This is a genomic window from Gordonia ajococcus (genome assembly GCF_012974285.1).
Taxonomy (GTDB): Bacteria; Actinomycetota; Actinomycetes; order Mycobacteriales; family Mycobacteriaceae; genus Gordonia; species Gordonia amicalis.
On the sequence record NZ_CP052884.1, the window covers coordinates 2,843,553 to 2,867,363 of the forward strand.

Genomic DNA, 23,811 nt, shown 5'->3' on the forward strand with positions numbered 1-23,811 from the left:
CTGACGTGCTGGGGGTGGTGGTCACAGGTGGGCTCCCGCGGAGTCGGACCCGACGAGCAGCCGGAAGAGGACCGCCATGCGTACGTGGACGCCGTTGCGGACCTGCTCGAGGACGGTGGCCTTCGGCGAGTCGGCGACCGACCAGCCGATCTCCATACCGCGCAGCATCGGACCCGGATGCAGGACGACCGCATCGTCGGCGAGCATCGCCAGGCGGCGGTCGCTGAGACCGAAGCGGACCGAGTACTCACGGGGACTCGGGAAGTATCCGCCGTTCATCCGCTCGGCCTGGACGCGCAGCATCATCACCGCGTCGACGGCGGGCAGTTCGGCGTCGAGGTTGCCCGAGACGGTGACCGGCCACTCACCCACTCCCGCCGGGAGCAGGGTCGGCGGGGCGACGAGGACGACCTCGGCGCCGAGGGTCGACAGCAGGTGCGCGTTGGACCGCGCGACCCGTGAGTGCACGACGTCGCCGACGATCGCGATGCGACGTCCCTCCAGCGAGCCGAGCCGCTGGCGCAGCGTGAGCGCGTCGAGCAGGGCCTGCGTGGGATGTTCGTGTGTGCCGTCTCCGGCGTTGATGATCGCCGGACCCTCACCGTTCGAATCGGTTGTCCAGTCGGCGATCTGGGCCGGCGCGCCCGACGCGGGGTGGCGGACGATCAGGGCGTCGGCACCGGCGGCGTGCAGGGTCTTGACCGTGTCGCGCAGCGATTCGCCTTTGCCCACCGAGGAACTCGAGGCGCTGACGTTGATGACATCGGCGCTCATCCACTTGCCGGCGACCTCGAAGGAGACGCGGGTGCGGGTGGAGTTCTCGTAGAAGACCGTCATGACGGTCCGGCCACGGAGCGTCGGGAGCTTGCGGACCTCACGACCGGTGAGGGCCTGTTCGAAACGCTCGGCGTCATCGAGGAGCGCAGTGGCCTCGTCGCGGTTCAGGTCCTGCGTGGAGAGCAGATGCCGCATCACGAATCGCCCTCGGCGGCAACGGCATTCGAAGCCGAGCTGAGGACGACCTCGTCGACTCCGTCGTGTTCGGTGAGATGCACCGACACCTGCTCGTCGCGAGCGGTCGGGATGTTCTTGCCGACATAGTCGGCGCGCAGCGGCAATTCGCGGTGGCCGCGGTCCACCAGCACCGCGAGCTGGACCGCGGCGGGGCGTCCGAGATCGCGCAGCGCGTCCAGGGCGGCGCGGACCGTACGCCCCGAGTAGAGCACGTCGTCGACGAGGATCACGATCGCGCCGTCGACGCCGCCGGCGGGGACCATCGTCCGTTCGAGCGGGCGATGTGGCTTGCCGCGCAGATCGTCGCGGTAGAGAGTGATGTCGAGGTAGCCCACCGGCACCTCGACACCGGCGAACTCGCCGATCTTGGAACCCAGACGAGTCGCGAGAGATGTTCCGCGAGTGGGAATTCCGATGAGAACGACGCGCGGGGCGTCGGGCGAGTCCAGAGCTGTCTTCTCGATCACCTGGTGTGCGACACGAGCAATCGTGCGCGACACGTCAGCGGCATCGAGCAGCACCCTGGGAGCGGGGCTGGCCAAAGCCGACCTCCTTCTCCGCCTCGCAGGACGGATCGTTAAAGGATGTCTGTCTCGCGACACTTTACACCGCGTCGCGAGACAGACGAATTCCCGCGACCTGCGCCACATTCTCGACGCATCGCGTCACTCCGGAGACCCGGAGGGCTGCCGTCAGTCGGCGGCGGAATCGCCGGCGGCCGGACCGCTCGGCTCGGCCGATGCGGCCGCCCGCACCTGCGGTGCGAGCTCGGCGATCTTGGCGAGCACGCCGTTGACGAAGGCCGGCGAATCATCGGTGGACAGCTCCTTGGCGAGCTCCACCGCCTCGTCGACCACCACGATGGGGTCGACGTCGAGCGAGTTGAACAGCTCCCAGGTCGCCAGGCGCATGATGGCGCGGTCGACGGCGGGCAGACGCTCCAGCGTCCACTCGCGCAGATGGGAGGAGATGACCGCATCGATCTGGTCCTGATCGTCTGCGAGACCCCCGATCACCGTGGCGGTGTAGTCGTGGATCGAGCCGACGCTCTCGTCGCTGCGGACGTACTCTCGGCGTTCGGCGACGAGCTGGCTGGGACTGACCTTCTTGGCCTCGGCCTCGAAGAGCAGGTCCACCGCGCGCCGCCGCGCCTTGTGTCGGGTTCCGGGTTGTTTCACAGGTCAGGAGTTGACGCGGCCGAGGTAGCTGCCGTCGCGCGAATCGACCTTCAGCTTGTCGCCGGTGTTGATGAACAGCGGCACCTGGATCTCGGCGCCGGTCTCCAGCGTGGCGGGCTTGGTGCCGCCGGTGGAGCGGTCACCCTGCAGACCCGGGTCGGTCTGGGCGACGATGAGCTCGACGGTGACCGGGAGTTCGACGAACAGCGGGGTGCCCTCGTTGAGCGAGACCTGCACGGTCATGTTCTCGAGCAGGAAGCGCGCGCCGTCGCCGACCACGGCCGGCGGCAGGGCGAACTGCTCGTAGTCCTGCGCGTCCATGAAGACGTAGTCGGTGCCGTCGTTGTACAGGAAGGTCATGTCCCGACGGTCGACGGTGGCGGTCTCGACCTTGACGCCGGCGTTGAAGGTCTTGTCGACGGTCTTGCCGCTCATCACGTTCTTGATCTTGGTGCGCACGAATGCGGGACCCTTGCCCGGCTTGACGTGCTGGAACTCCTGGATCTGCCAGAGCTGGTCGTCCATGCGCAGCACGAGGCCGTTCTTGAAATCGGCGGTGGTCGCCATGTGGTGTTTCTTCCCTTGCAGTCAGATGACGGTGAATGTCTTGTCGGTGGTGGTCAACAGTTCCGGGTCGCCTTGTGTGACGACCAGGGTGTCCTCGATCCTGACCCCACCCCATCCGGGTAGGTACACACCGGGCTCCACGGTGACCGCAGCACCGCATGGCAGTGTACCCGTCGAGAGTTTGCCGATTCCCGGCGCTTCGTGGATCTCGAGGCCCACGCCGTGGCCGAGTCCGTGCACGTAGTGGTCGCCGTGCCCGGCGTCGTCGATGACGGCACGCGCCGCGGCGTCGACGTCCCGCAGCTCCATGCCCGGAGCGAGAGCCGTCCGTCCGGCGGCCTGCGCGGTGGCGACGAGGTCGTAGATGTCGCGCTGCCAGTCCGCGGCGCGGTGCAGCACGAAGGTTCGGGTCATGTCGGAGTGGTAGCCGCCGACGACGGCGCCGAAGTCGATCTTGACGAGGTCGCCGTCCGCCAGCGCGGTGTGCGTGGGCCGGTGGTGCGGAATCGCCGAGTGCGGCCCGGCGGCGACGATCGTCTCGAAGGCGATGCCGTCGGCGCCGAGGCGATACATCTCGAACTCCAGGGCGCGGGCGGCTTCGCGTTCGGTGGTTCCGGCGCGCAGGACACCGTCGGCGATGATCCGGGCCAGCGCGGCATCGCCGATCGCGCAGGCAGCGCGCAGCAACGCGATCTCCCCCGCATCCTTGACGGCCCGCAGACCCTGCACGACGCTGGCGAGACCGACCAGTTCGACCCCGGAATCCTCGATCGACGCGGTCAGGGCACGGTGCCCGGCGACGGTTTCGGCATCAGCCTCGAAGCCGATACGGGCGGCACCCGCGGTCCGCGCGTGCGCAACCAGGGCGGGGACGCAGGCGCGTTCGATGACGGGCTCGACATCGGGGACCTGCGCGGCGACCTGGGTGAGGTAGCGGCCGTCGGTGGCGATCCGGTCCCCCGCGGGGTCGGACACGTCGATGAGGACTGCCGCGTTGGAACCCGTGAAGCCGGTCAGGTACCGGACGTTGACGAGGTCGGAGACGATGAACGCCGCGACCTGCGCGTCGGCACCCGAGTGGTCGCGTAGCTGGTTCCGCAGCCGGTCTCGTCGGCCGGCGGTGTCGTGGATGATCGGCACCCGAGCAACGCTACGGCGGGACGTCCGACTGTGCGAACCCGGCACGCGGAGCCGGCCACATCGGCCAGGTGTGTCCGCAATCACGGCACGGATGCGTAGTATGACGCGCATGTCTACGTGGTTGGTACGCGGTCTGGCGATGACCGCTGTTCACGTCCTCGCCCGAATCCTGCTCGGCGTCGCAGTGGTCGAGGCCCCGCTGAACTCCACCGTGTGGCGCACCGTCGCCATCGCGGCGGTCGTCCTGGTAGCCCTGGTCTGGGGTGGTTTCGACGGTATTCGCGATGCACGCGCCAATCCCGATCCGGACGACTACGAGGACCTCACCGTGCGCTGGCTGAAGGCCGGCGTCCTGGCCGGCGTCGCCGCCGGGCTGATCTCCTGGATCCTCGGCAACACGGTGCTCGCCGGGATCGGCCAGGCCGGCCTGTTCGTCGAGCTGATCGCCGGTGCCTCGTTCACCGCGCTGCTCGTGTTCGTCCCCGCGTTCGTCGGCGCCGCCATCGGCCGCTGGTTGATCCGCCGCGAGCAGAACAAGGGCGCCTCCGACGACTGGTCGGTCCACGAGGACCGGCACGCCGACGCGGCCCGGTAACCGGTTTCGCACCTCTGACAGCAACGAACCCACCGCTTCGAGGCGGTGGGTTCGTTCGTCTGTCGGTTGGTGCCGTCGGACTAGAGGAGGACCGAGGTGCTCTTCCCCGCCCCACCGGCCACCGCGGAGTAGGCGGCGGCGAGGAGGCCGGGATCGGGTCCTTCCAGACGGCCCGGCTTGGCCAGTCCGTCGAGCACGACGAAGCGGAGCACACCCGAACGGTTCTTCTTGTCCCCCGCCATGCCCTCGAGCAGGTCGGCGAAGGCGTCGGGGTCGTAGGAGGTCGGCAGTCCCACGAGTTCGAGCACCGACCGGTGACGGTCGGCCGTCGCGTCGTCGAGACGCCCGGCCAGGCGCGCCAGTTCGGCGGCGAACACCAGGCCCACCGACACCGCGGCACCGTGACGCCAGCGGTAGCGCTCGCGACGCTCGATCGCATGACCCAGGGTGTGGCCGTAGTTGAGGATCTCGCGCAGCGAGGACTCCTTCAGGTCGGCCGAGACGACGTCGGCCTTCACCTGCACCGACCGGCGGATGAGATCCGGGAGCACCGGCCCGGTCGGGTCGAGGGCGGCCTCCGGATCGGCCTCGATGATGTCGAGGATGGTCGGGTCGGCGATGAAGCCGGTCTTGATGACCTCCGCGAGCCCGGCCACGATCTCGTTGCGCGGCACCGTCTCGAGCGTGCCGATGTCGATCAGGACCGCGTCGGGCTCGTGGAACGACCCGACGAGGTTCTTGCCCGCCTCGGTGTTGATGCCGGTCTTGCCGCCCACCGCGGCGTCGACCATCGCCAGCAGCGTGGTCGGGACGTGGATGACCCCGATGCCGCGCATCCAGGTGGCGGCGACGAACCCGGAGAGGTCGGTGGCGGCACCGCCGCCGAGGCTGATGACCTTGTCGTTGCGCTTGAGACCGATCCGGCCGAAGACCTCCCAGCAGAACGCGGCCACCGACAGGTCCTTGCCCGCCTCGGCGTCCGGGATCTCGATGCGGTGCGCGTCGAAGCCCTTGTCCGCCAGGAATTCCCGGATCTGCTCGGCGGTCTTGTTGAGCGGGGGCTGGTACAGGATCGCGATGCGGTCGGCGCCGGCCGCGGCCGCGGCGACCTCGCCGAGCAGCCCGCGGCCGATCGTCACGTCATAGGGCGCGCCGGCATCGACGCGGATCGCAACGGGTTCGGTGTCGGTCATGGGTCTGTCCTCACATCAGTTCGCGGGCGAGTTCGGTGACGATGGCGTCGGCGACGTCCTCGGGAGCGGCATCGGCGTCCACCTCGAAGGAGCACACCGACGAATAGATGTCGGTGCGCTCGGCGAGAAGTTCGGCATAGCGGGCGGCCGGGTCCTCGGTGTCGAGCAGCGGCCGGTCGGTGCCGGAGACCCGCTCGTAGCCGCGTTCGGCGCTGACCCGCAGGTAGACCACACGGTGACCGGTCAGTGCATCCCGCACTCCGGCGGTGGTCACCGCACCTCCACCGAGCGATACCACCCCGCTGTGGTTGTCGAGGACGTCGGTGACGACGTTCTCCTCGATCATGCGGAACCCGTCGACCCCGTCGGAGGAGAAGATCTCGGGGATGCTGCGCCCGGTACGCCGGACCAGCTCGATGTCGGTGTCGACGAAGTCGACCCCGAGCCGGTCGGCGAGCAGACGACCGACGGTCGACTTGCCCGCACCCATGAAGCCGATCAGCACTGCGGCGGGGCGGCGCCCCGTGGTCGGCCGCGTGGGGGTCGGCGTCTGCGTCATGGGCGCGGCGGGCGCGCGTGGACGGCTGTCAGGTAGGCGCCGAGGTTCGTGGAGGTCTCGGCGACCGAGTCGCCGCCGAACTTGTCCAGTGCCGCCTGGGCGACGACGAGCGCCACCATCGCCTCGGCGACCACACCGGCCGCGGGCACCGCGCACACGTCCGAACGCTGGTGGATCGCGCTGGCGGTCTCCCCCGTCTCCATGTCGATCGTCGACAGCGCGCGCGGCACCGTCGAGATCGGCTTCATCGCGATCCGGACGCGCAGGTCCTCGCCGTTGGTCATGCCGCCCTCGAGGCCGCCCGCGCGGTTGGTCGACCGCAGCACGCCGTCGGGTCCGGGCACCATCTCGTCGTGGGCCTCGCTGCCGCGGCGGCGGGCGGTCGTGAAGCCGTCGCCGACCTCCACTCCCTTGATGGCCTGGATGCCCATGAGAGCGGCCGCCAGGCGCGCGTCGAGCCGGGTCTCTCCGCTGACATGCGAACCCAGTCCGACCGGCACGCCGGTGGCGACGATCTCGACGACACCGCCGAGGGTGTCGCCGTCCTTCTTGGCGGCCTCGATCTCGTCGATCATCGACTTCTCGGCGGCGGCGTCGAACGCGCGGACCGGGCTGGCGTCGATGGCCTCGAGGTCGCTGAAGCGCGGCGGCGGACCGACATAGGGATCGCTCGCGCCGATCGAGATGACGTGGGAGACGACCTCGATGCCGAAGACCTGGCGGAGGAAGTTGCGGGCGACGGTGCCCGCGGCCACGCGGGCAGCGGTCTCCCGGGCGCTGGCACGTTCGAGGACCGGGCGGGCGTCGTCGAAGCCGTATTTGAGCATGCCCGAGTAGTCGGCGTGCCCGGGGCGCGGACGGGTCAGCGGCGCGTTCCGGGCGCTGCCCTCGAGTTCGGCGGGATCGACCGGGTCGGCCGCCATCACGGTCTCCCACTTGGGCCACTCGGTGTTGCCGATCTCGATGGCCACCGGGCCGCCCATCGTGCGGCCGTGGCGCACGCCACCGAGCACGGTGACCTTGTCGGCCTCGAACTTCATCCGCGCGCCCCGGCCGTAACCGAGGCGACGGCGGGCGAGCTGTTCGGCGATGTCCGACGAGGTCACCTCGACCCCGGCGACCATGCCCTCGACGAGGGCGACCAAGGCGGGTCCGTGGGATTCTCCGGCAGTTATCCAGCGCAGCACAGTGATCAATTGTTCCATGTGCCCCACGAGTGGCCGACAGCGGTCGTGGGGCGGGCGTCGTCAGAGCAGATCGGACACGACGATCAACGCGCCGACGAGCGCCGGTGCGTGCGCCCGGCCTCGTGACTGCGCCGTCGGCGATGTCTCTGCCATCGTCGGGACCGGGACCGCGACCAGGGAGAGCAGGGCGGCGAGAGCCACCATGACCAGCGCGGTGTCCCAGGACAGCGTGAGACCGCCGCAGGCGAAGGCCAGCTTCACGTCACCGCCGCCGCACCACCCGGCGACGAAGGTCAGCAGATACGGCGTCGCGGCCGCCGCGGCGGCGAGTCCGACGGACGGCTGCGCTACCGCGCTGAGCGCCACCGCCCCGAGTCCGGGCCAGACCATCACGTTGGGGATGCGCCGGGTGCGCGCGTCGGTGACGGCGATCGTGAGCAGCCACACCGAAATCGAGAGCTCGACCATGCGCCGAGCATCGCGCCCCCGGTGGGTGCCGGCGAGCGAGGTCTCCACAGCCTCACGCGTTGGGGATGAGCACCTTCGTCATCGCCTCGCGAGGTGCCGGCAACCCGGTGAACAGTTCGACCTGACGGAACGCCTGGTTCAGCAGCATGACCAGTCCCCCGACGACGGCACCACCCGCCGCCTCGACGGCCCGCGCCAGCGGCGTCGGCCAGGGGTCGTAGATCACGTCCACGACCTTGCCCGCGTGGGCGATGGCCGGCGCGAGGATCTCGGCGGCCGGCGCGGGCACCGTCGACACCACGACGGAGGCGTCGTGACAGCGATGTTCGAGTGCGGCACCGGCCGCGAAGGCGATGACCTCACCGGCGATGCCCAGGCGGTCGCACAGGTCGAGGACCGCCGCGGCACGTCCGGCGTCGCGCGCCACGATCGAGATCGTCGAGACGCCGACCTCGGCGAGCGCCACGACGGTCGGCAGCGCCGTGCCGCCGGCGCCGATCACGACCGCATCGGGGGCGGCCCCCGCGGCGATGTCGGCGTCGACGCCCAGTGCCGCCAGCGCGCCCGTCATGCCGTCGATGTCGGTGCAGTCGGCCCGCCACCCGTCATCGGTGCGCACCAGAGTGTTCGCCGATCCGACCAGCGCAGCACGTTCGGTCCGCTCGGTCGCGAAGTCCAGCGCGGCCAGCTTGTTCGGCATCGTCACCGAGAACCCGATGAACTCGGGTGCCGCGCCCGACACGATCCCGGGCAGCTCGTCGGCCGTGCACTCGATCCGGTCGTAGGACCAGCCGTCGAGTCCGAGGGCGTGATAGGCGGCGAGGTGCACCGCCGGTGACCGCGAATGGCCGATCGGCGAACCGAGCACCGCCGCCCGACGGTGATCCCCGTACGGCGAACGGATCACCGGCATCCCGTCGACACCAGCTTGTTCTGACAGGCGACGAGGCGATTGCGCTTGTGTTCTTCGAAGGTGTTCGCGAACAACGTGGTTCCCGCCGTGTCGACGGTCACGAAGTACAGCCACGATCCCGGTGCCGGGTCGAGCATCGCCTCGAGTGCCGGGACACCGACGGCCGCGATCGGGGTCGGCGGAAGACCCTTGTAGCGGTAGGTGTTCCACTCGTTGTCGGCCTTGTAGGCCTCACCGTGCACGTCGATGTTGGTGACAGCGGCGGTGTAGTTCTGCGTCGAGTCCATCTCCAGCCGCTGATCCTCGTCGAGACGGTTGCGGATGACACGGGCGACCTTCGGGGCGTCCTCGACGTGGCGCACCTCGCGTTCGACGATCGACGCGGCGATCAGCGTCTCGTACGGCGCCAGTCCCGACTTGTTGCTGTCCACCAGGCCCCACTGGTCGAACATCACCGCGCTCTGGGAGATCATCTCGTTGAGGATCTGCACGGCGGTGTGATCGGGTTCGACCCGTTCCCACGTCGTCGGCGCGATGAGGCCCTCGATGCGGCGGTGGTCCCCGGTCATCGACGCCACGTTCTCCTTCGCCCACTCGGGCACCCCGAGCTCCTCGGGGGTCGCCTTCGCGGCCGCCTCCTCGAGTTGGGCCACGGTGACGCCCTCGGGCTGGCCGTTGACCTCGGTCGACGTGGCGTCCTGGATCATCTGGAAGATACCCGGCGTGATCTTGCCGTCTATCCCGGTCTTGGAGTCGAGTTGGAGACCCGGCGGGATCACCACGCGCCCGACGCGGTGCTGGGCGCTGTCGTCGGTGAGCATCTCCACGGCGGTCGACGCCGGGATCTGGGTCCTCATCTTGTAGAGCCCACCCGACATCGGCTGACCGTCCGCGGCGTCGATGAAGGCACGCACACTGCCGACGACATCGGCGTCGACCAGGATGCGCCCGAAGTCGGCGAGGGTCGAGTTCTCGGGGATGTCGACGATCACGTCGCCGGCGCCCGCCGTGGTGGTGTAGTCCTTACGCGACTCCAGAACCCCGGTCGCACGCAGACCGTAGTATCCGACACCGCCGACGAGCGCGAGCATGAACACGACAGCGAGCGCCAGAATCACCCGGCGCTTCTTCTGGTTCGCGCGGGAGCGTCGTCGCGGGCGCCGTGATGCCGGTGCCGGCTCGACGTCGTCGGCGCCCGGCCACCAGTCCTCCTCGTCGCGACCACCGTGTCCGCGCCGGCCGTCCGGCTCGGGTTCGGCGTACGCGGGTTCGGTGTACGCGGGTTCGGTGTACGCGGAGTCGGGGTACGCGGACTCCTGATTGTCGACGTCGCTGAACTCGCGCTCGTCGTAGCGTTGTTCGAGGTACCCGGTTGCGGCCTGCGGCAACTCGGGCTCGGCGGTGTCGGCCGCCTCGTGAGTGGGCGTCGGCGGAGGGGGCGGCGGCGCGGGCCGGCGCGGAGCGACCGGCGGCGGAGGTGCCGCCTGGGTACGCGGAGGCCGCGGGGGCTGTCCGCCCGGCGGGATCCGGACGGGCGTCGCACGCCGGGGGGCGCCGACCTGATCGGCCGTGCCGCCCTGAGGCGGGTTCGCGAGGTCACCGGGCTGGCCGAGCTGTCCCGTACGCCGACGACGATGCCGTGTGTTGGGCGACCCCTCGGCCGGCTGCGTGAAATACCGCAGACGTTCCGGATCCATGCCCTCGGCACGACCGCCATGGTTGTCCCGGTGTCGCGTACGACGCCGTTCTTCGGTCACCGCCGGTTCCCCTCCCGACTCTGTCGAGGGACCATCGGACTCACCGTCGCGCATCCAGCCATCCCTGAAGGATAGCGACCGCGGCCGCCTGATCGATGACCCCTCGTGACGACTTCACCGACCGGCCGCTCGCGTGCAGGGCCTGCTGCGCGGTCACGGTGGTGAAACGTTCATCCTGCCAATGCACTTCGGCCGGCGCGATGCGCTCGGCGAGCCGGTCCCCGAAGGCGCGCGCGGTCTCCGCGGCCACCCCGGTCGTGTTCTTCAGCGTCTTCGGCAGCCCGATGACGACGCCGATCGCCTCGTACTCGTTCACCAGGGCTACGATCCGGTCGAGATCGGTTGCGGCCGAAGGGGTTCGGCGGACCGTCTCGACCGGTGTGGCGAGGATGCCGTCGGGGTCGCACACCGCGACACCGATCCGGACACTCCCGACGTCGATGCCGAGCCGGCGACCGCGTCGGGGCGACGGGCCCTGATCTGACGGCATCAGCCGACGAACTCGCGGACACGCGACAGGGCGGCGTCGACACCACCGGGTTCGGTTCCCGATCCCTGGGCGAGGTCGGGTTTGCCACCTCCACGGCCACCGACGAGCGGCGCCACCTCCTTGACGAGGTCGCCGGCCTTGATACCGGCGTCGCGAGCCGCGGCAGTCGTGGCGATCACGAACGGCACCTTGGCATCCGGTCCCTCGCCGTTCGGCGAGAAGATGGCGATCACGGCCTGGCGGTCGGCGACCCGGCCACGCAGGTCGGTGACGACCGAACGCAGTCCGTTGGCGTCGAGCCCGGGGACCCGGCCCTCGACGACGAGCGTGGAGCCGATGGTGGTCGCGGTGTCGAGGAGACCGGAAACGGCCGCCTGAGCCTGTTCGGCACGCACCCGGGCGAGTTCCTTCTCGGCGTCGCGCAGCTTGGTGACGAGCTGCTCGACGCGGCCGGGCACCTCCTCGGACGGCACCTTCAGCGACGACGCCAGCCCGGCGAGCAGCGCTCGCTCCTTCGACAGGAAACGGAACGAGTCCATGCCGACGTAAGCCTCGACGCGGCGCACCCCGGAGCCGACCGAGGACTCGCCGATCAGCGTGATCGGACCGATCTGCGACGACGACACGACATGTGTGCCACCGCACAGCTCCATCGAGAACGGGCCGCCGATCTCGACGACGCGGACGACATCGCCGTAGTTCTCGCCGAAGAGCGCCATCGCGCCCATCGCCTTGGCCTCGGTGAGTCCGGTCTCGAAGGTGTTGACCTGATAGTTGGCCTCGACGGCCGCGTTGGCGATCTCCTCGATCTCCCGACGCTGGGACTCGGTCACCGGGCCGCGGGCGTTGAAGTCGAAACGCAGGTAGCCCGGACGGTTCAGCGAACCGGCCTGCGTCGCACCGGGTCCGAGCACCTCGCGCAGGGCGGCATGCACCATGTGGGTGCCCGAGTGGCCCTGCGTCGCTCCGTGGCGCCATGCGGTGTCGACGGCGGCGAGGACCTCGTCGCCCTCCTCGATCTCGCCCTCGTCCACCCGAACCTTGTGCAGCCACACCGACTTTCCGACCTTCTGCACGTCGGTGACCGACAGGCGCACACCGGAACCGGTGGTGATGGTGCCGACGTCGGCCATCTGGCCACCCGACTCGGCATAGAGCGGGGTGCGGTCGAGCACGAGGGTGAGTTCCTGCCCGGCCGTCGCCGCCGGCACACGTGCGCCGTCGGCGACGAGTCCGAGGACGCGCGCCTCGGAGACGAGCTCGTCGAAGCCGGTGAACTCGGTGGGTCCGCGGTCGAGGAAGTCGCGGTACACGCTCAGGTCGGCGTGCCCGGTCTTGCGCGCCGTGGCATCGGCCTTGGCGCGCTGCTTCTGCTCGGCCATCAGGGCGGTGAAGCCCTCCTGGTCCACCGACAGCCCGGCCTCGGCGGCCATCTCGAGCGTGAGGTCGATCGGGAAGCCGTACGTGTCGTGCAGGGTGAACGCGTCGGCGCCGGTGATGGTGGTGCTCGAAGACTTCTTGGTGGCGGTCGCGGCGTCGGCGAACAGCTTGGAACCGGCGGCCAGCGTCTTGGCGAAGGAGGTCTCCTCGCCCACCGCGACGTCCACGATGTGGGTGCGCTCGGTCTCGAGTTCCGGATACGACGGGGCCATCAGGTCGATGACCTTGCCGATGATCGCGCCCATGGTGGCCTGGTTGTCCCCGGCCCCCAGCCCATCCGGCCCGCTCGCTCCGCTCCCGGCGCCCAGCAGACGCATCGACCGCACGACGCGGCGCAGCAGGCGACGCAGCACGTAGCCGCGGCCGTCGTTGCCGGGCAGCACCCCGTCACCGATCAGCATCGCCGAGGTGCGGGCGTGGTCGGCGATCACGCGGAAGCGCACATCGTCGGCATGCGAGCCGGCGCCGTAGGCGCGGCCGGTGAGTTCGGCGGCCAGATCGATGATCGGCTTGAGCAGGTCGGTCTCGTAGACGTTGTCGACGCCCTGCAGGATGCAGGCGACGCGCTCGACGCCCATGCCGGTGTCGATGTTCTTCTTGGGCAGGGGCCCGAGGATCTCGTAATTGTCCTTGCCACCCCCCGGACCACGGACGTTCTGCATGAACACGAGATTCCAGATCTCGATGTAGCGGTCCTCGTCGGCCTCCGGGCCGCCTTCGACGCCGTATTCGGGGCCGCGGTCGTAGAAGATCTCCGAACAAGGACCGCACGGACCGGGGACGCCCATCGACCAGTAGTTGTCCTTCAGGCCGCGACGCTGGATGCGCTCGGCGGGCACGCCGATCTCGTCGCGCCAGATGGCCTCGGCCTCGTCGTCGTCGAGATAGACGGTGGGCCACAGCTTCTGCGGATCGATGCCGTAGCCGCCGTCTTCCACGCTGTTGGTCAGCAGCGTCCACGCGAAGTTGATGGCCTCGCGCTTGAAGTAGTCACCGAAGGCGAAGTTGCCCGCCATCTGGAAGAAGGTGTTGTGGCGGGTGGTGATGCCGACCTCGTCGATGTCGAGGGTACGGACACACTTCTGGACGCTGGTCGCGCGGGAGTACGGCGGGGTCTGCTCGCCCAGGAAGTACGGCTTGAACGGAACCATGCCGGCGTTGACGAACAGCAGGTTGGGGTCGTCGAGCAACAGCGAGGCGCTGGGCACCTCGGTGTGGCCGGCCTTGATGAAGTGGTCCAGAAAACGCTTCCGGATGTCATGCGTCTGCACTGTTGGTCTTGTCCTCGCCGTTGGTTGTCGCGACATCCCAGAGTACCGTCGGCGCGTCGCGGAACCGGTCCCGGTACGTCATCCCCGCCGTGATCAGCGGGATCGGCGACGTGTGACGGCACCCCGCACGATGGATCTCAGGCGTGCGACGCGCGGCCCGATCTCGCGTTCGAGCCCGTGATCGGTGGGCTCGTAGTAGTCGACGCCGACGAGTTCGTCCGGCGCGTACTGCTGGGCCACCACTCCGTCCGGATGGTCGTGCGGGTACTGGTAGGCGACGCCGTTGCCGAGTTTCTTGGCACCTGCGTAGTGGCTGTCGCGCAGGTGGGCGGGTACCGCTCGGGCCTTGCCGGCCTCGACGTCGGCGAGCGCGGCGCCGATCGCCGACACCACTCCGGCCGACTTGGGTGCGGTCGCCAGATGGATGGTGGCCTGGGTCAGTGCCAGCTTGGCCTCGGGCATGCCGACGAGGTTGACCACCTGCGCGGCGGCCACCGCGGTCTGCAGCGCGGTGGGATCGGCCATGCCGATGTCCTCGCTGGCGTGGATCATCAGGCGCCTCGCGATGAAGCGCGGGTCCTCCCCCGCCGCGATCATCCGCGCCAGATAGTGCACCGCGGCATCGACGTCGGAACCGCGGATCGACTTGATGAACGCGCTGGTCACGTCGTAATGCTGGTCGCCGTCGCGGTCGTAGCGCACCGCCGCGCGGTCGATGGCCGTCTCGACGTCGGCGAGGTCGACCCGGGTGGTCGAGTCGGCGCTCGCCTCGAGCGCCGTCAGCGCCCGGCGGGCGTCGCCGCCGGCGACCGCCACCAGGTGGTCGTAGGCGGCGTCGGTCACCTCCACCTGCCCGTCGAGGCCGCGCGGGTCGGCGACGGCCCGGATGAGCACCTCACGGATGTCGTCGTCGGTGAGCGACCGCAACTGGAGCACGAGCGACCGCGACAGCAGGGGCGCGACGACAGAGAACGACGGGTTCTCGGTGGTCGCCGCCACGAGCAGCACGATGCGGTTCTCCACCGCGTCGAGCAGCGCGTCCTGCTGGGTCTTGGAGAAGCGATGGACCTCGTCGATGAACAGGACCGTCTGCTGGCCCTCGATCAAGCGGCGCCTCGCCACGTCGATGACGGCGCGCACCTCCTTGACGCCCGCGGACAGCGCCGACAGCGCCTCGAACCGGCCGCCCGTCGCGCGCGCGATCAGCGACGCCATCGTCGTCTTGCCGGTGCCGGGCGGGCCATAGAGCAGCACCGATGCCGCACCGACCCCGCTGATCAGTCGCCGCAGCGGAGAACCGTCGCCGAGCAGGTGCTGCTGGCCGACGATCTCGTCGAGGGTCTGTGGGCGCATCCGGACCGCGAGCGGTGCGGTCGGTGACGGCGCCGCGGTCAGTCCGTTGGCGCCGGGCGTCGGCACACCGGTTCCGGCCCGGGGATCCACGGGCGGGTCGAACAATCCGTCCACGAGCCGATCAGGCCATCCAGATGCGCTGCAACGCGAGGCCCGTTGCGGTCGCGAAGTCGGCGATCGCGTCCTCACCGGCACGGCCGGCGGCTGCCGCGAGATCGGTCCAGCGGGACACGAGGACGCGCGGATCGTTCGTGTGCAGCGCCCAGTCGTGGGTGAATCCGCCACTCTCGATCGGGGTACCCACTGCGGAGTTCTGGAGTGCCGGGTCGAACGGGGGCATCTCCAGGCTCGCGTCGGCGTCCTGACCGATCGCGGACTCCGGGTCGACCAGGTCGGTGTCGGCAGGCAGCATCCAGGCGGTCGACAGCCACACCCACAGCAGCCGGGCGACGAGCACCTTGCGCTGCATCTCGCGCTCGTGCGCGAGGGCCGGCCAGATCGGGTTCACCTCGGAGCGCCAGGCGTCGACCATGGACACCTCGAGGTCGGTGGCGCGGGACGCGGCGCGCGCGGGCAGCTGCGCGGACATGGTGACCACGGCGTAGGCGATGTCGAGGGTGGCGTCGCGGAACCCGCCCCACTCGTAGTCCATGAACTGCACGCCGTCGTCGTTGAGCATGATGTTCTCGGGACCGACGTCCGACGGGCTGAACGCGCGGTGCTCGCCGTCGTCGAACAGGGCGGCGGCGGCCTCGAGCGCCTCGAGAACCCGATCCGGCACCTGCACGCCGAGCGCGGCGGCGTGTCCGGAGAGCGCATCGACCGAGCGTCTGGCCTCGTCACGGAGAATGTCGCGCCCCTCGGTACCCGACGGGCCGCGGCGGACCAGCGCCAGGAAGTCGATCTCGCCGCCGACGGTCGCCGCGTGCATGCGGCCCAGGGCCTGACCCCAGGCGCTCACCGCGCGGGAGGTCTCCACCGGGTCGTCGCCGTCGAGGAACTCCATCATCGACCGGCCGTGACCGAGATCAGAGAGAACCATCAGGCGCAGGTCGGGGTCGGAGGCGATGAGCTGCGGGCCCGGTCGCGATTCGTTCGGGAGCGCGGTGGCGTACTTGTACGACGCGATCTCGCGGTGGAAGGCCTGCGGGTCCTCGTGCTCGGGCAACGCCTTGATCACCAGCGAACGGTCCATGCTGAGGGGGTTCTGCGCCACCCGCACCCGCACGACCGTCGTACGGCCGCTACCTCCGAGGTCCTCGGGGTCGTCGAGGACTACCGAGGAACCGGCGCGGTGTGACAGCAGCGCCTCTGCCGCCCGCACCACGCTGGTGATGCGGCTTTCAGTAATGACCGTCATGGCGTATCCCAAGGTACCCGTTGCAACGGGGGTGCAACACCATTCTTCATCCTTCTGTACGACGTTGCGGATCTTGTACCCGCGAGTGTGTGCGTCGAAACCACTGCGTCGCAGGGGTTTCGGTGCCCTCGTCACATTCGTGCCGCGATGTGCCCGTGATGGTCCCGACGCGCGGTGTCTCAGGCCCCGGTTCCGGGTGCGGGTGACTGCGCCGGACTCACGTCGACGGATACGTCGATGTGGCTCTTCGTCGAGTCGGTGTAGATGACCCCGCGCAACGGCGGGACGTCGTCGTAGTCGCGGCCCCAGGCCAGCGTGACGTGGCGTTCGTCGACCAGTTTGTCGTTGGTCGGGTCGAACGCCAGCCAGCGGCCGTCGGGCATCCAGACCGCCGCCCACGCATGGCTCGCGTCGGCGCCGAAGATCTTCTCCTTGCCCGGCGGCGGGTCGGTCGCCAGGTAGCCCGATTCGTAGCGGGCGGCGAGTCCGACCGAGCGCAGGCACGCGATCGCGACCCGGGCGAAGTCCTGGCAGACGCCCTCGCGTCGTTGCATCACGGTGTCGACCCGAGTCGAGATGGCCGTCGAACCGGAACGATAGGCGAAGTCGGTGAAGATCCGGGTCGTGAGGTCGGTGACCGCCTCGATCAGCGGACGCTGAGGGGTGAACACCGCGGCGGCGTAGTCGCGTACCGCCCGGGTGATCTCCGGCGGGTCGAGATCGAGGACGAACTCGACGGCGAGCGCGGCCTCGCGGCCCCCGAGCACCGCCGGGCGTGCCGACTCCCACGGGGCCCGGGCCGCGGGGCCGATGAGCACGCCCTGATCGACCGGATCCACCTCGACGACCGACCGTGCGGTGACCGTCAGTTCCCGGTGCGCGGTGCGGACGTGGAAGTAGCTGTCGTGGTTCCCGTAGACGTCGATGCCCGTCGACCGGTCGTCGGGTTCGGGTTCGATGTCGACCGTGGTCGACCGCACCCGTTGTCCGGGCAGGTCGCGCGGGGTCAGGTAGCAGCGGCCGTACGACGAGGACACGTCGTCGTTGTAGGTGTACCGGGTGCGATGCATGACCCGGTAGACGCGCGTGCTCACATCTCACCTCCGCCCCAGATCGGCTGCGCCTGGCGAGGCATGGCGAAACGGCTCCTGGCCAGCAGATCGGACAGGTCGCGGGCCCCCGCGCGGAGCGCGGTCATCAGGTCGGCGAGCGCTGCCCGGCGGCCCTGTGAGTCGACGCCGGCGAGGTCCGCCGGCCCGCTCCGACGCAGCTCGGCGATCATGTCCTGCACACCTCGTTCGGCCCCGGCCGAGCGCAGCGGTTCGGGTACCGACGTCAGATCGTGGTTCATCTTCTCGAGCTGGAAGATCATCGACCGCGGGTTGGTCGGGTCGAACAGCAGCAACTCGGCGACGCTCGAGAACCGGTACAGACCGCGGTTGCGGCGCCGGTAGATCACCGACGACTCGTTGGCGACCAGATACGACTCCAGCAGCGCCTGTTCGACGTCGGTGTCGTGCGCCTGCGCGAACATCGCGAGAGTCAGGTGGGCGAGGGTGATCGCGCGTTCGATGCGCCGGCCCAGATCCATGAACATCCAGCCCGGGTCGTGGACCATCGACTCCTCCTGCAGGCCGGTCAGCGCGAGCACGCCGTGGAGGACCTCCTCGTGGGCCCGCGCCAGATCCGGACCTAGGTCCAGGGCGGAATCGGATTCCGCCCGCGACCGCGAGACCAGCCGCGCGGTGCCCGCGACGACCCGTTCGACGGGCGCCAGGACCATCCAGGTACTGGTCGACATCTGGTCACGGACCGCCCGGGCAGAACCGACGAGCCGGTCGACCGAGTAGGCGACCGTACCCGGGATCGAGCGGGCGACGGTCAGATCGGCGATCTTCTCGATAGCCTCGTTGACCTGGTCCGGCGAGGGCTGACGGTCGGTGCCCGAGACCAGCAGATCGGCGGTGTCGAGGTAGCCGTCGGTTCCGGTGATCGTGGCGACCGCGTGCAGCAGCAGCGGTACCGCCGGGGTCCCCGACATCCATGGGCGGTACTGGAAATCCTGATAGCGCTGGCGCGAGACCTTCGCCAGCCGGGTGACCTGCTCGGTGCGTTCGGCGTAGCGGCCGAGCCAGAACAGATCGGCGAGCACGCGGGGACTCGCGGCAGCCGCGACCTCCGAGTACTCGAGCGGCACGGGCCGGCCCGTCTCCGGTACGACCTCGCCGGCCGGTTCGACGCGGGTCTCCGAACGGCGCGACACGTGTCCGCCGACCTCCGTGCTGGTGACCCAGACGTCCTTGGCCGACACGACGTGGTGGGCGGCCCCTTCGACCCCGTCGGCCAGGACGGCGCCGAGACCACCCGGCATCACCGCGTAGGTGGGCCCCTGGGCGACGCTGAAGGCCCGCACCGACACGGGCGCGGCACGCAGCGCGGTCGTGTGACGTCCGGGTCGCGTCCCGGCGGTGACGGTCGGCGCCACCGAGTAGGCGTCGAGTTCGCGCCCGACCCAGGCCCACGGTCGCGATTCGATCCGCGCGGCGACCTCGGCACGGGTTCGCGCGTCGAGCAACGGCCCGATGAACTCGTCGTCGGTGCGGGTGTCGGTCAGCACCAGCGAACCGATGCGACTCTGGATCTTGCTGCGCTCCAGCGCATCTCCGGCCCAGTAGGTGGTGACCGACCCGAGCGCGAGTTCCTCGTCGAGCAGGACCGGCGCAAGCCGTTCGAGCACGGTGTGCAGCGCGGGATTCTCGAGAACACCGGACCCCAGCGTGTTCAGCACCGTGACGTTGCCTCGCGAGATCGCCTCCACCAGACCGGCGACGCCGAGTCGGGAATCGGTCCGCAGATCGAGCGGGTCGGCATATGCGGCGTCGACGCGGCGCAGCAGGACGTCGACCCGCTTGTACCGCCCGAGCGAACGCATGTAGACCGCGCCGTCACGCACGGTGAGGTCCGCACCTTCGACCAGCGGATAGCCGAGGACCGAGGCGAGGTAGGCCTGGTCGAAGGCAGTCTCGGACATGCTTCCCGGGCTGAGCACGGCGACCGTCGGGTCGTCGACCCCGGGCGGGGCGTACTCGGCGAGCGCGAGGCGCATCGTCCCGACGAAACCGGTCACCGGTCGCGGCGCGCAGGCCTGGAACACCTGCGGGAACGTCTTGGTCAGCAGTCTGCGGCCGACGATCGAGAAGCCGATGCCCGACGGGGCCTGGGTGCGGTCCCGGTAGACCACGAAACGCCCATCGGCGGAACGCGATACGTCGACCGCGTGCAGGAACAGGGCGTGAGGTCCGGCGACCTCGAGACGTGCCGCCTTGCGGATGTAGCCGGGGTGCCCGAAGACCATCTCGGGGGCCACGAGACCGGAGGTGATGGTCTTCTGGTCGCGGTAGAGATCACGCAGCAGCAGATCGAGCAGCATCGACCGCTGGGTGATGGCCCTCTCCAGCTCGGCCCACTCGACACCGTCGACGATGAGCGGCACCGCGTCGATGTCCCAGTCTCGGGTGTGCGTGGCCTGACCGTCGAACTCGTTGTAGACCACACCGTCGTCACGGACCGCCGCGGCGAGACGATCCGCGGACTCGCGCAACCGGGCGTCACCGCGCCGCTGATAGAGCCGGACGAGATCTTCCCACGCGGGACGAACGATGCCGGCGGAGTCGAGGAGCTCGTCGTGGTGGGCGCCGGCGGCCGGTTCGGCATCGCCGGGTCCGGGGACGTCGAAGAGCGTGTAACCCTCGTTCCGGTAACGATCGAAGACCGTGGAGGCATCGAACACCGCGGAAGCGTTGCCCGGCGAAGAAGTCACCGGAGAACTGTACGTGCCCGACGCAGATCCAGGATCCCAGGGACCCCGAAGTCGATGGCCTGCCGGGCCTGTCGTTCCCGGAGAAGCCCGACGTCGACGGTGCCGGTTGTGTGACCGGTCGCCTCGAAGCGCCCGTTGCGGCGCGATTCGGCCTCCACGGCGTTCACCGGTGGTCGGTCGTAGGCGCGTCCACCCGGATGGACGACGTGGTAGGTCGCGCCGCCCACCGACCGCCCGTTGACGGTGTCGACGAGGTCGAAGGTCAGCGGGGTATCGATGCTGATCGTCGGATGCAAAGCGCTCGGCGGCTGCCAGGCCCGGAACCGGATGCCCGCCACCCGTTCGCCGGATCGGCCGGTGGACCGGAGCGGGATCGGGAAACCGTTGCAGGTCAACAGGTAACGATCGTCCTCACCGCCGAGGACACGCACCTGGACCCGTTCGATCGAGGAATCGACGTAGCGGGCGGTACCGGTTCCGGTCGACTCCTCCCCCAGCGTGTTCCACGGTTCGATGGCGCCGCGCAGTTCGACTTCCTGGTCGCGGATCTGCACGGTCCCCAGCCGCGGGAAACGGAACTCGGTGAACGGATCGAGCCAGGCGGTCTCGATGGGTAGCCCGCCTCGCGGAGTTCCTCGGCGACGAGCGCGATGTCGGCGATGACGTGGTGCGGCAACAGATGTTTGCCGTGCAGGTCGCCGCCGTGGCGGATGAGCCGGGCCCGGTAGGGCTTGCCCCAGAACCACGACACCAGGCTGCGCACCAGCAGCGACTGGACCATCGCCATCCGGTGGTGCGGCGGCATCTCGAAGGCACGCAGTTCCAGCAGTCCGAGCCGCCCGCGCACCGAGTCGGGGCTGTAGAGCTTGTCGATGCAGAACTCGGCGCGGTGGGTGTTGCCGGTGATGTCGGTGAGCAGATGCCGCAGCGCACGGTCGGTGACCCACGGATTCGGCGGCGCCCCCTCCCCGGTTCCGGTCTTCGCGGCGAGCCGGTCGATCTCGGCGAAGGCGATCTCCAACTCGTAGAGCGCCGATTCCCGGCCCTCGTCGACGCGCGGCGCCTGCGAGGTGGTGCCGACGAAGCGGCCGGAGAACAGATAGGACAGCGACGGGTGGCGCTGCCAGTAGGTCAGCATCGACACCAGCAGATCGGGGCGGCGCAACATCGGCGAGTCGGCGGGCGTCGTACCGCCCAGCGTGATGTGGTTGCCGCCGCCGGTGCCGCCGTGGCTGCCGTCGAGGCCGAAACTCTCCGTGCCGAGCCGGACGCGGCGGGCGTGGTCGTAGACGGACTCGAGCAGTTCGGACTGTTCGGCGAAGCTCGCCGTCGGCTGGATGTTGACCTCGATGACGCCCGGGTCGGGGGTCACCGACAGCGACGTCAGGCGCGGATCCGACGGCGGCCCATAGCCTTCGATCACGACCGGGGTCGCGGTGGTCGCGGCGGCGCCCTCCACCAGTTCGACGAGGGCGAGGAACTCCTCGCCCGTCGACGTGGGCGGCATGAACACGTACGTGACGCCGTCGCGGACCTCGGCGACGAGCGCCGTGCGCGGCAGGAACTGCGCCGGGTCCACCGCGCGCACGGTGTGCCCGAGCGCGGCGGCCGGGTCGGTGGGCAGAGCGTCGTGGCGCGCCGACGGGTCGGCCTCGAACAGGGTCGGCGCCGGCCCCCAGGACAGTGAGTTCAGCGGCAGGCGCAGACCCGCGGGCGAGGTACCCGGCGTGAGGACGATCCGACCGCGCCGGGTCGACCACATCGCACTCTGCCAGGCGGTCCGGTCCTCCGACCGGTTCAGCGGCAGGACGTGGGCGCTGGGGTCGGTGACCGCGTCGTCGAGCCGGGACAACAGGGAGCGACGCCGGGCCACCGAATCGTTCTCGGGCGCCAGTACCTCCTCGTCGCCGTCCGCCAGGCTATCCAGCTCGACGTCGAACTCCGCCTGGGTGAACCTCCGTGCGGTGGGCAGGGTCGGGTCGTCGCCGGGGTCTCCGGGCGGCATGGTGGACAGCTCGCGCATCCGCACGAGCGGATCCTCGTAGGCGGGCAGCACCTGTTCCGTGGGCAGACCGAGATTCGCCGCGAACGCGGTCAGCAGTTTGTGTGCCGGTTCGGCCCGGGCCGGTTCTCCACCGCCGCTCGTGTCCGGGTGGGCGCCGTAGGTCTCCGTCTCGATCGCCGCGCCACACTGTTCGGGCATCGACCACGGATCGGCGAGCAGGTCTGGGTCACGCCAGATCGGTTCGCCGTCGGCGCGCCAGATGATCTCGATCTGCCAGCGCGGCAACGGTTCTCCGGGATACCACTTGCCCTGGCTGCGCCGCACCAGACCCTGCGGGGCGTAGGCCCCCCTGAGCCGTTCGGCGAGACGGGATGCCAGGAGCCGTTTGTGGGGTCCGTCGGCGGCGGTGTTCCACTCGGGGTCGGCCTGGTTGTCGATGGAGACGAAGGTCGGTTCGCCACCCATCGTGAGGCGGACGTCGTCGCGCTCCATGCGTTCGTCCACGAGTGCACCGAGGTCGACGACGCGGTTCCACTGCTCGGGTGTGTACGGCAGGGTGACGCGCGGGTCCTCGTGGAATCTCGTGACGGTGTTGGAGAAATCGAGCGTCGCGTGACAGGGACCGGTCGCGCCGGTGATCGGTGCGGCCCCCACCGGATGCGGCGTGGCCGCGAGCGGGATGTGTCCCTCGCCGGCGAACAGGCCGGACGTCGGGTCCAGACCGACCCAACCGGCGCCGGGCAGGTAGACCTCGGTCCAGGCGTGCAGGTCGGTGAAGTCGGCGTCGGGACCCGAGGGCCCGTCGAGCGACGTGATGTCGGAGGTCAGCTGCACGAGGTAGCCGGAGACGAACCGCGCAGCCAGGCCGAGTTCGCGGAGCAACGCCACGAGGAGCCACGCCGAGTCGCGGCACGAACCGATGGCACTCGACAGCGTGAACTCGGGTGGCTGCACCCCTGCCTCGAGACGCACGGTGTAACCGACGGCCTCGCGCACGGCGGTGTTCAGCGCCACCAGGAAGTCGATGACACGCGTCCTGCCGACCGGCTTGTTCTGCGCGGCGAAGGCGGCGACCTCCGGATGGACCGGCGCACCGGCGAATTCGCCCTCGCCGACGCCCACCGGCCGCAGGAAGATCTCGAGATCGCGGCGTAGCTCCTCGGGGTACTCGAACCCGTAGTGCTCGGCCCAGTCCTCGATGAAGAAGTCGAAGGGGTTGATCGCCGTCAGGTCGGCGACGAGGCTGACGGTGATGCTCAGCGAGGTCGACGGCTCGGGGAACACGAGCCGCGCGAGGTAGTTGCTGAACGCGTCCTGCTGCCAGTTGAGGAAGTGCTCACCGGGCTCGACCCTCAGCGAATAGGCCTCGATCGGCGTCCGCGAGTGCGGCGCGGGGCGCAGGCGGACCACATGCGGGTAGATCTTCGTCGGGCGATCGAAGGAGTAGCTCGTCCGGTGTTCGAGAGCCACCTTGATCGTCACCGACGCACCTCCGGGAATC

18 protein-coding genes and 1 pseudogene are annotated in these 23,811 nt (G+C 69.7%); 1 reads left to right on the forward strand and 18 read right to left on the reverse strand.

The window, feature by feature from the left end; all coding sequences use genetic code 11:
• Nucleotides 1-21 precede the first annotated feature (21 nt).
• The 5 genes from GAA2_RS12830 to GAA2_RS12850 all read right to left on the reverse strand — a co-directional run bounded on the left by GAA2_RS12830 (nucleotide 22) and on the right by GAA2_RS12850 (nucleotide 3,899).
• Nucleotides 22-972, reverse strand: a complete 951-nt coding sequence (locus GAA2_RS12830) for an aspartate carbamoyltransferase catalytic subunit (protein WP_006436307.1) — start codon at nucleotides 970-972, stop codon at nucleotides 22-24.
• Nucleotides 972-1,556, reverse strand: coding sequence for a bifunctional pyr operon transcriptional regulator/uracil phosphoribosyltransferase PyrR (gene pyrR, locus GAA2_RS12835; protein ID WP_024497141.1), 585 nt, complete (start codon nucleotides 1,554-1,556; stop codon nucleotides 972-974). Before pyrR ends, GAA2_RS12830 begins: the two co-directional genes overlap by 1 nt.
• 150 nt (nucleotides 1,557-1,706) lie before the next feature.
• Nucleotides 1,707-2,192, reverse strand: a complete 486-nt coding sequence (gene nusB / locus GAA2_RS12840) for a transcription antitermination factor NusB (RefSeq protein WP_024497142.1) — start codon at nucleotides 2,190-2,192, stop codon at nucleotides 1,707-1,709.
• A 3-nt stretch (nucleotides 2,193-2,195) separates the two neighbouring features.
• A complete protein-coding gene (efp, locus tag GAA2_RS12845; protein ID WP_006436310.1) occupies nucleotides 2,196-2,759 on the reverse strand; it encodes an elongation factor P in 564 nt (187 codons plus the stop codon).
• A 21-nt stretch (nucleotides 2,760-2,780) separates the two neighbouring features.
• Nucleotides 2,781-3,899: a M24 family metallopeptidase gene (locus GAA2_RS12850; RefSeq protein ID WP_024497143.1), complete on the reverse strand. Its 1,119-nt coding sequence runs from the start codon at nucleotides 3,897-3,899 to the stop codon at nucleotides 2,781-2,783.
• 109 nt (nucleotides 3,900-4,008) lie between these two features.
• Here GAA2_RS12850 and GAA2_RS12855 point away from each other — a divergent pair, with 109 nt between their 5' ends.
• A complete protein-coding gene (locus GAA2_RS12855; RefSeq protein ID WP_024497144.1) occupies nucleotides 4,009-4,494 on the forward strand; it encodes a B-4DMT family transporter in 486 nt (161 codons plus the stop codon).
• 80 nt (nucleotides 4,495-4,574) lie between these two features.
• Here the strand turns inward: GAA2_RS12855 and aroB are convergent, their stop codons facing one another.
• The 13 genes and pseudogenes from aroB to GAA2_RS12920 form a co-directional block, all read right to left on the reverse strand.
• The gene (gene aroB, locus GAA2_RS12860) at nucleotides 4,575-5,687 is read right to left on the reverse strand and encodes a 3-dehydroquinate synthase (RefSeq protein ID WP_024497145.1); all 1,113 of its coding nucleotides are present in this window, start codon (nucleotides 5,685-5,687) and stop codon (nucleotides 4,575-4,577) included.
• 10 nt (nucleotides 5,688-5,697) lie between these two features.
• Nucleotides 5,698-6,246 (reverse strand): shikimate kinase, encoded by a 549-nt coding sequence (locus GAA2_RS12865; protein ID WP_024497146.1) that lies wholly within the window; start codon nucleotides 6,244-6,246, stop codon nucleotides 5,698-5,700.
• On the reverse strand, nucleotides 6,243-7,451 hold the full coding sequence (aroC, locus tag GAA2_RS12870; RefSeq protein ID WP_024497147.1) for a chorismate synthase: 1,209 nt from the start codon (nucleotides 7,449-7,451) through the stop codon (nucleotides 6,243-6,245). The genes GAA2_RS12865 and aroC overlap by 4 nt, the downstream gene beginning before the upstream one ends.
• Before the next feature lie 42 nt (nucleotides 7,452-7,493).
• Nucleotides 7,494-7,901, reverse strand: coding sequence for an A24 family peptidase (locus GAA2_RS12875; RefSeq protein ID WP_024497148.1), 408 nt, complete (start codon nucleotides 7,899-7,901; stop codon nucleotides 7,494-7,496).
• 52 nt (nucleotides 7,902-7,953) lie between these two features.
• Nucleotides 7,954-8,814, reverse strand: coding sequence for a shikimate dehydrogenase (locus GAA2_RS12880; RefSeq protein WP_051349534.1), 861 nt, complete (start codon nucleotides 8,812-8,814; stop codon nucleotides 7,954-7,956).
• Entirely contained in the window at nucleotides 8,805-10,625 is a 1,821-nt protein-coding gene (gene mltG, locus GAA2_RS12885; protein ID WP_024497150.1) for an endolytic transglycosylase MltG, read from the reverse strand. Before mltG ends, GAA2_RS12880 begins: the two co-directional genes overlap by 10 nt.
• Nucleotides 10,612-11,061: a Holliday junction resolvase RuvX gene (gene ruvX, locus GAA2_RS12890; RefSeq protein WP_024497151.1), complete on the reverse strand. Its 450-nt coding sequence runs from the start codon at nucleotides 11,059-11,061 to the stop codon at nucleotides 10,612-10,614. Before ruvX ends, mltG begins: the two co-directional genes overlap by 14 nt.
• The gene (alaS, locus tag GAA2_RS12895) at nucleotides 11,061-13,772 is read right to left on the reverse strand and encodes an alanine--tRNA ligase (protein ID WP_024497152.1); all 2,712 of its coding nucleotides are present in this window, start codon (nucleotides 13,770-13,772) and stop codon (nucleotides 11,061-11,063) included. Before alaS ends, ruvX begins: the two co-directional genes overlap by 1 nt.
• A gap of 93 nt (nucleotides 13,773-13,865) precedes the next feature.
• Nucleotides 13,866-15,239 (reverse strand): replication-associated recombination protein A, encoded by a 1,374-nt coding sequence (locus GAA2_RS12900; protein ID WP_024497153.1) that lies wholly within the window; start codon nucleotides 15,237-15,239, stop codon nucleotides 13,866-13,868.
• Between the two features lie 7 nt (nucleotides 15,240-15,246).
• Complete coding sequence (locus GAA2_RS12905) at nucleotides 15,247-16,485, reverse strand: hypothetical protein (protein ID WP_024497154.1); 1,239 nt, start codon at nucleotides 16,483-16,485, stop codon at nucleotides 15,247-15,249.
• 179 nt (nucleotides 16,486-16,664) lie between these two features.
• Nucleotides 16,665-17,579, reverse strand: a complete 915-nt coding sequence (locus tag GAA2_RS12910) for a transglutaminase N-terminal domain-containing protein (RefSeq protein ID WP_024497155.1) — start codon at nucleotides 17,577-17,579, stop codon at nucleotides 16,665-16,667.
• The gene (locus tag GAA2_RS12915) at nucleotides 17,576-20,305 is read right to left on the reverse strand and encodes a circularly permuted type 2 ATP-grasp protein (protein ID WP_024497156.1); all 2,730 of its coding nucleotides are present in this window, start codon (nucleotides 20,303-20,305) and stop codon (nucleotides 17,576-17,578) included. The genes GAA2_RS12910 and GAA2_RS12915 overlap by 4 nt, the downstream gene beginning before the upstream one ends.
• Nucleotides 20,302-23,792, reverse strand: a pseudogene (locus GAA2_RS12920) (DUF2126 domain-containing protein). The gene GAA2_RS12915 and the pseudogene GAA2_RS12920 overlap by 4 nt, the downstream one beginning before the upstream one ends.
• Nucleotides 23,793-23,811 lie beyond the last annotated feature (19 nt).

Excerpts from the sequence above, each read along its gene's own strand:
- GAA2_RS12830 (WP_006436307.1), bottom strand. The coding sequence starts at position 972 with ATGCGGCATCTGCTCTCCACGCAGGACCTGAACCGCGACGAGGCCACT.
- GAA2_RS12905 (WP_024497154.1), bottom strand. The coding sequence starts at position 16,485 with ATGACGGTCATTACTGAAAGCCGCATCACCAGCGTGGTGCGGGCGGCA.
- aroB (WP_024497145.1), bottom strand. The coding sequence starts at position 5,687 with ATGACCGACACCGAACCCGTTGCGATCCGCGTCGATGCCGGCGCGCCC.
- aroC (WP_024497147.1), bottom strand. The coding sequence starts at position 7,451 with ATGGAACAATTGATCACTGTGCTGCGCTGGATAACTGCCGGAGAATCC.
- GAA2_RS12875 (WP_024497148.1), bottom strand. The coding sequence starts at position 7,901 with ATGGTCGAGCTCTCGATTTCGGTGTGGCTGCTCACGATCGCCGTCACC.
- GAA2_RS12865 (WP_024497146.1), bottom strand. The coding sequence starts at position 6,246 with ATGACGCAGACGCCGACCCCCACGCGGCCGACCACGGGGCGCCGCCCC.
- GAA2_RS12855 (WP_024497144.1), top strand. The coding sequence starts at position 4,009 with ATGTCTACGTGGTTGGTACGCGGTCTGGCGATGACCGCTGTTCACGTC.
- ruvX (WP_024497151.1), bottom strand. The coding sequence starts at position 11,061 with ATGCCGTCAGATCAGGGCCCGTCGCCCCGACGCGGTCGCCGGCTCGGC.
- GAA2_RS12880 (WP_051349534.1), bottom strand. The coding sequence starts at position 8,814 with ATGCCGGTGATCCGTTCGCCGTACGGGGATCACCGTCGGGCGGCGGTG.
- mltG (WP_024497150.1), bottom strand. The coding sequence starts at position 10,625 with ATGCGCGACGGTGAGTCCGATGGTCCCTCGACAGAGTCGGGAGGGGAA.
- efp (WP_006436310.1), bottom strand. The coding sequence starts at position 2,759 with ATGGCGACCACCGCCGATTTCAAGAACGGCCTCGTGCTGCGCATGGAC.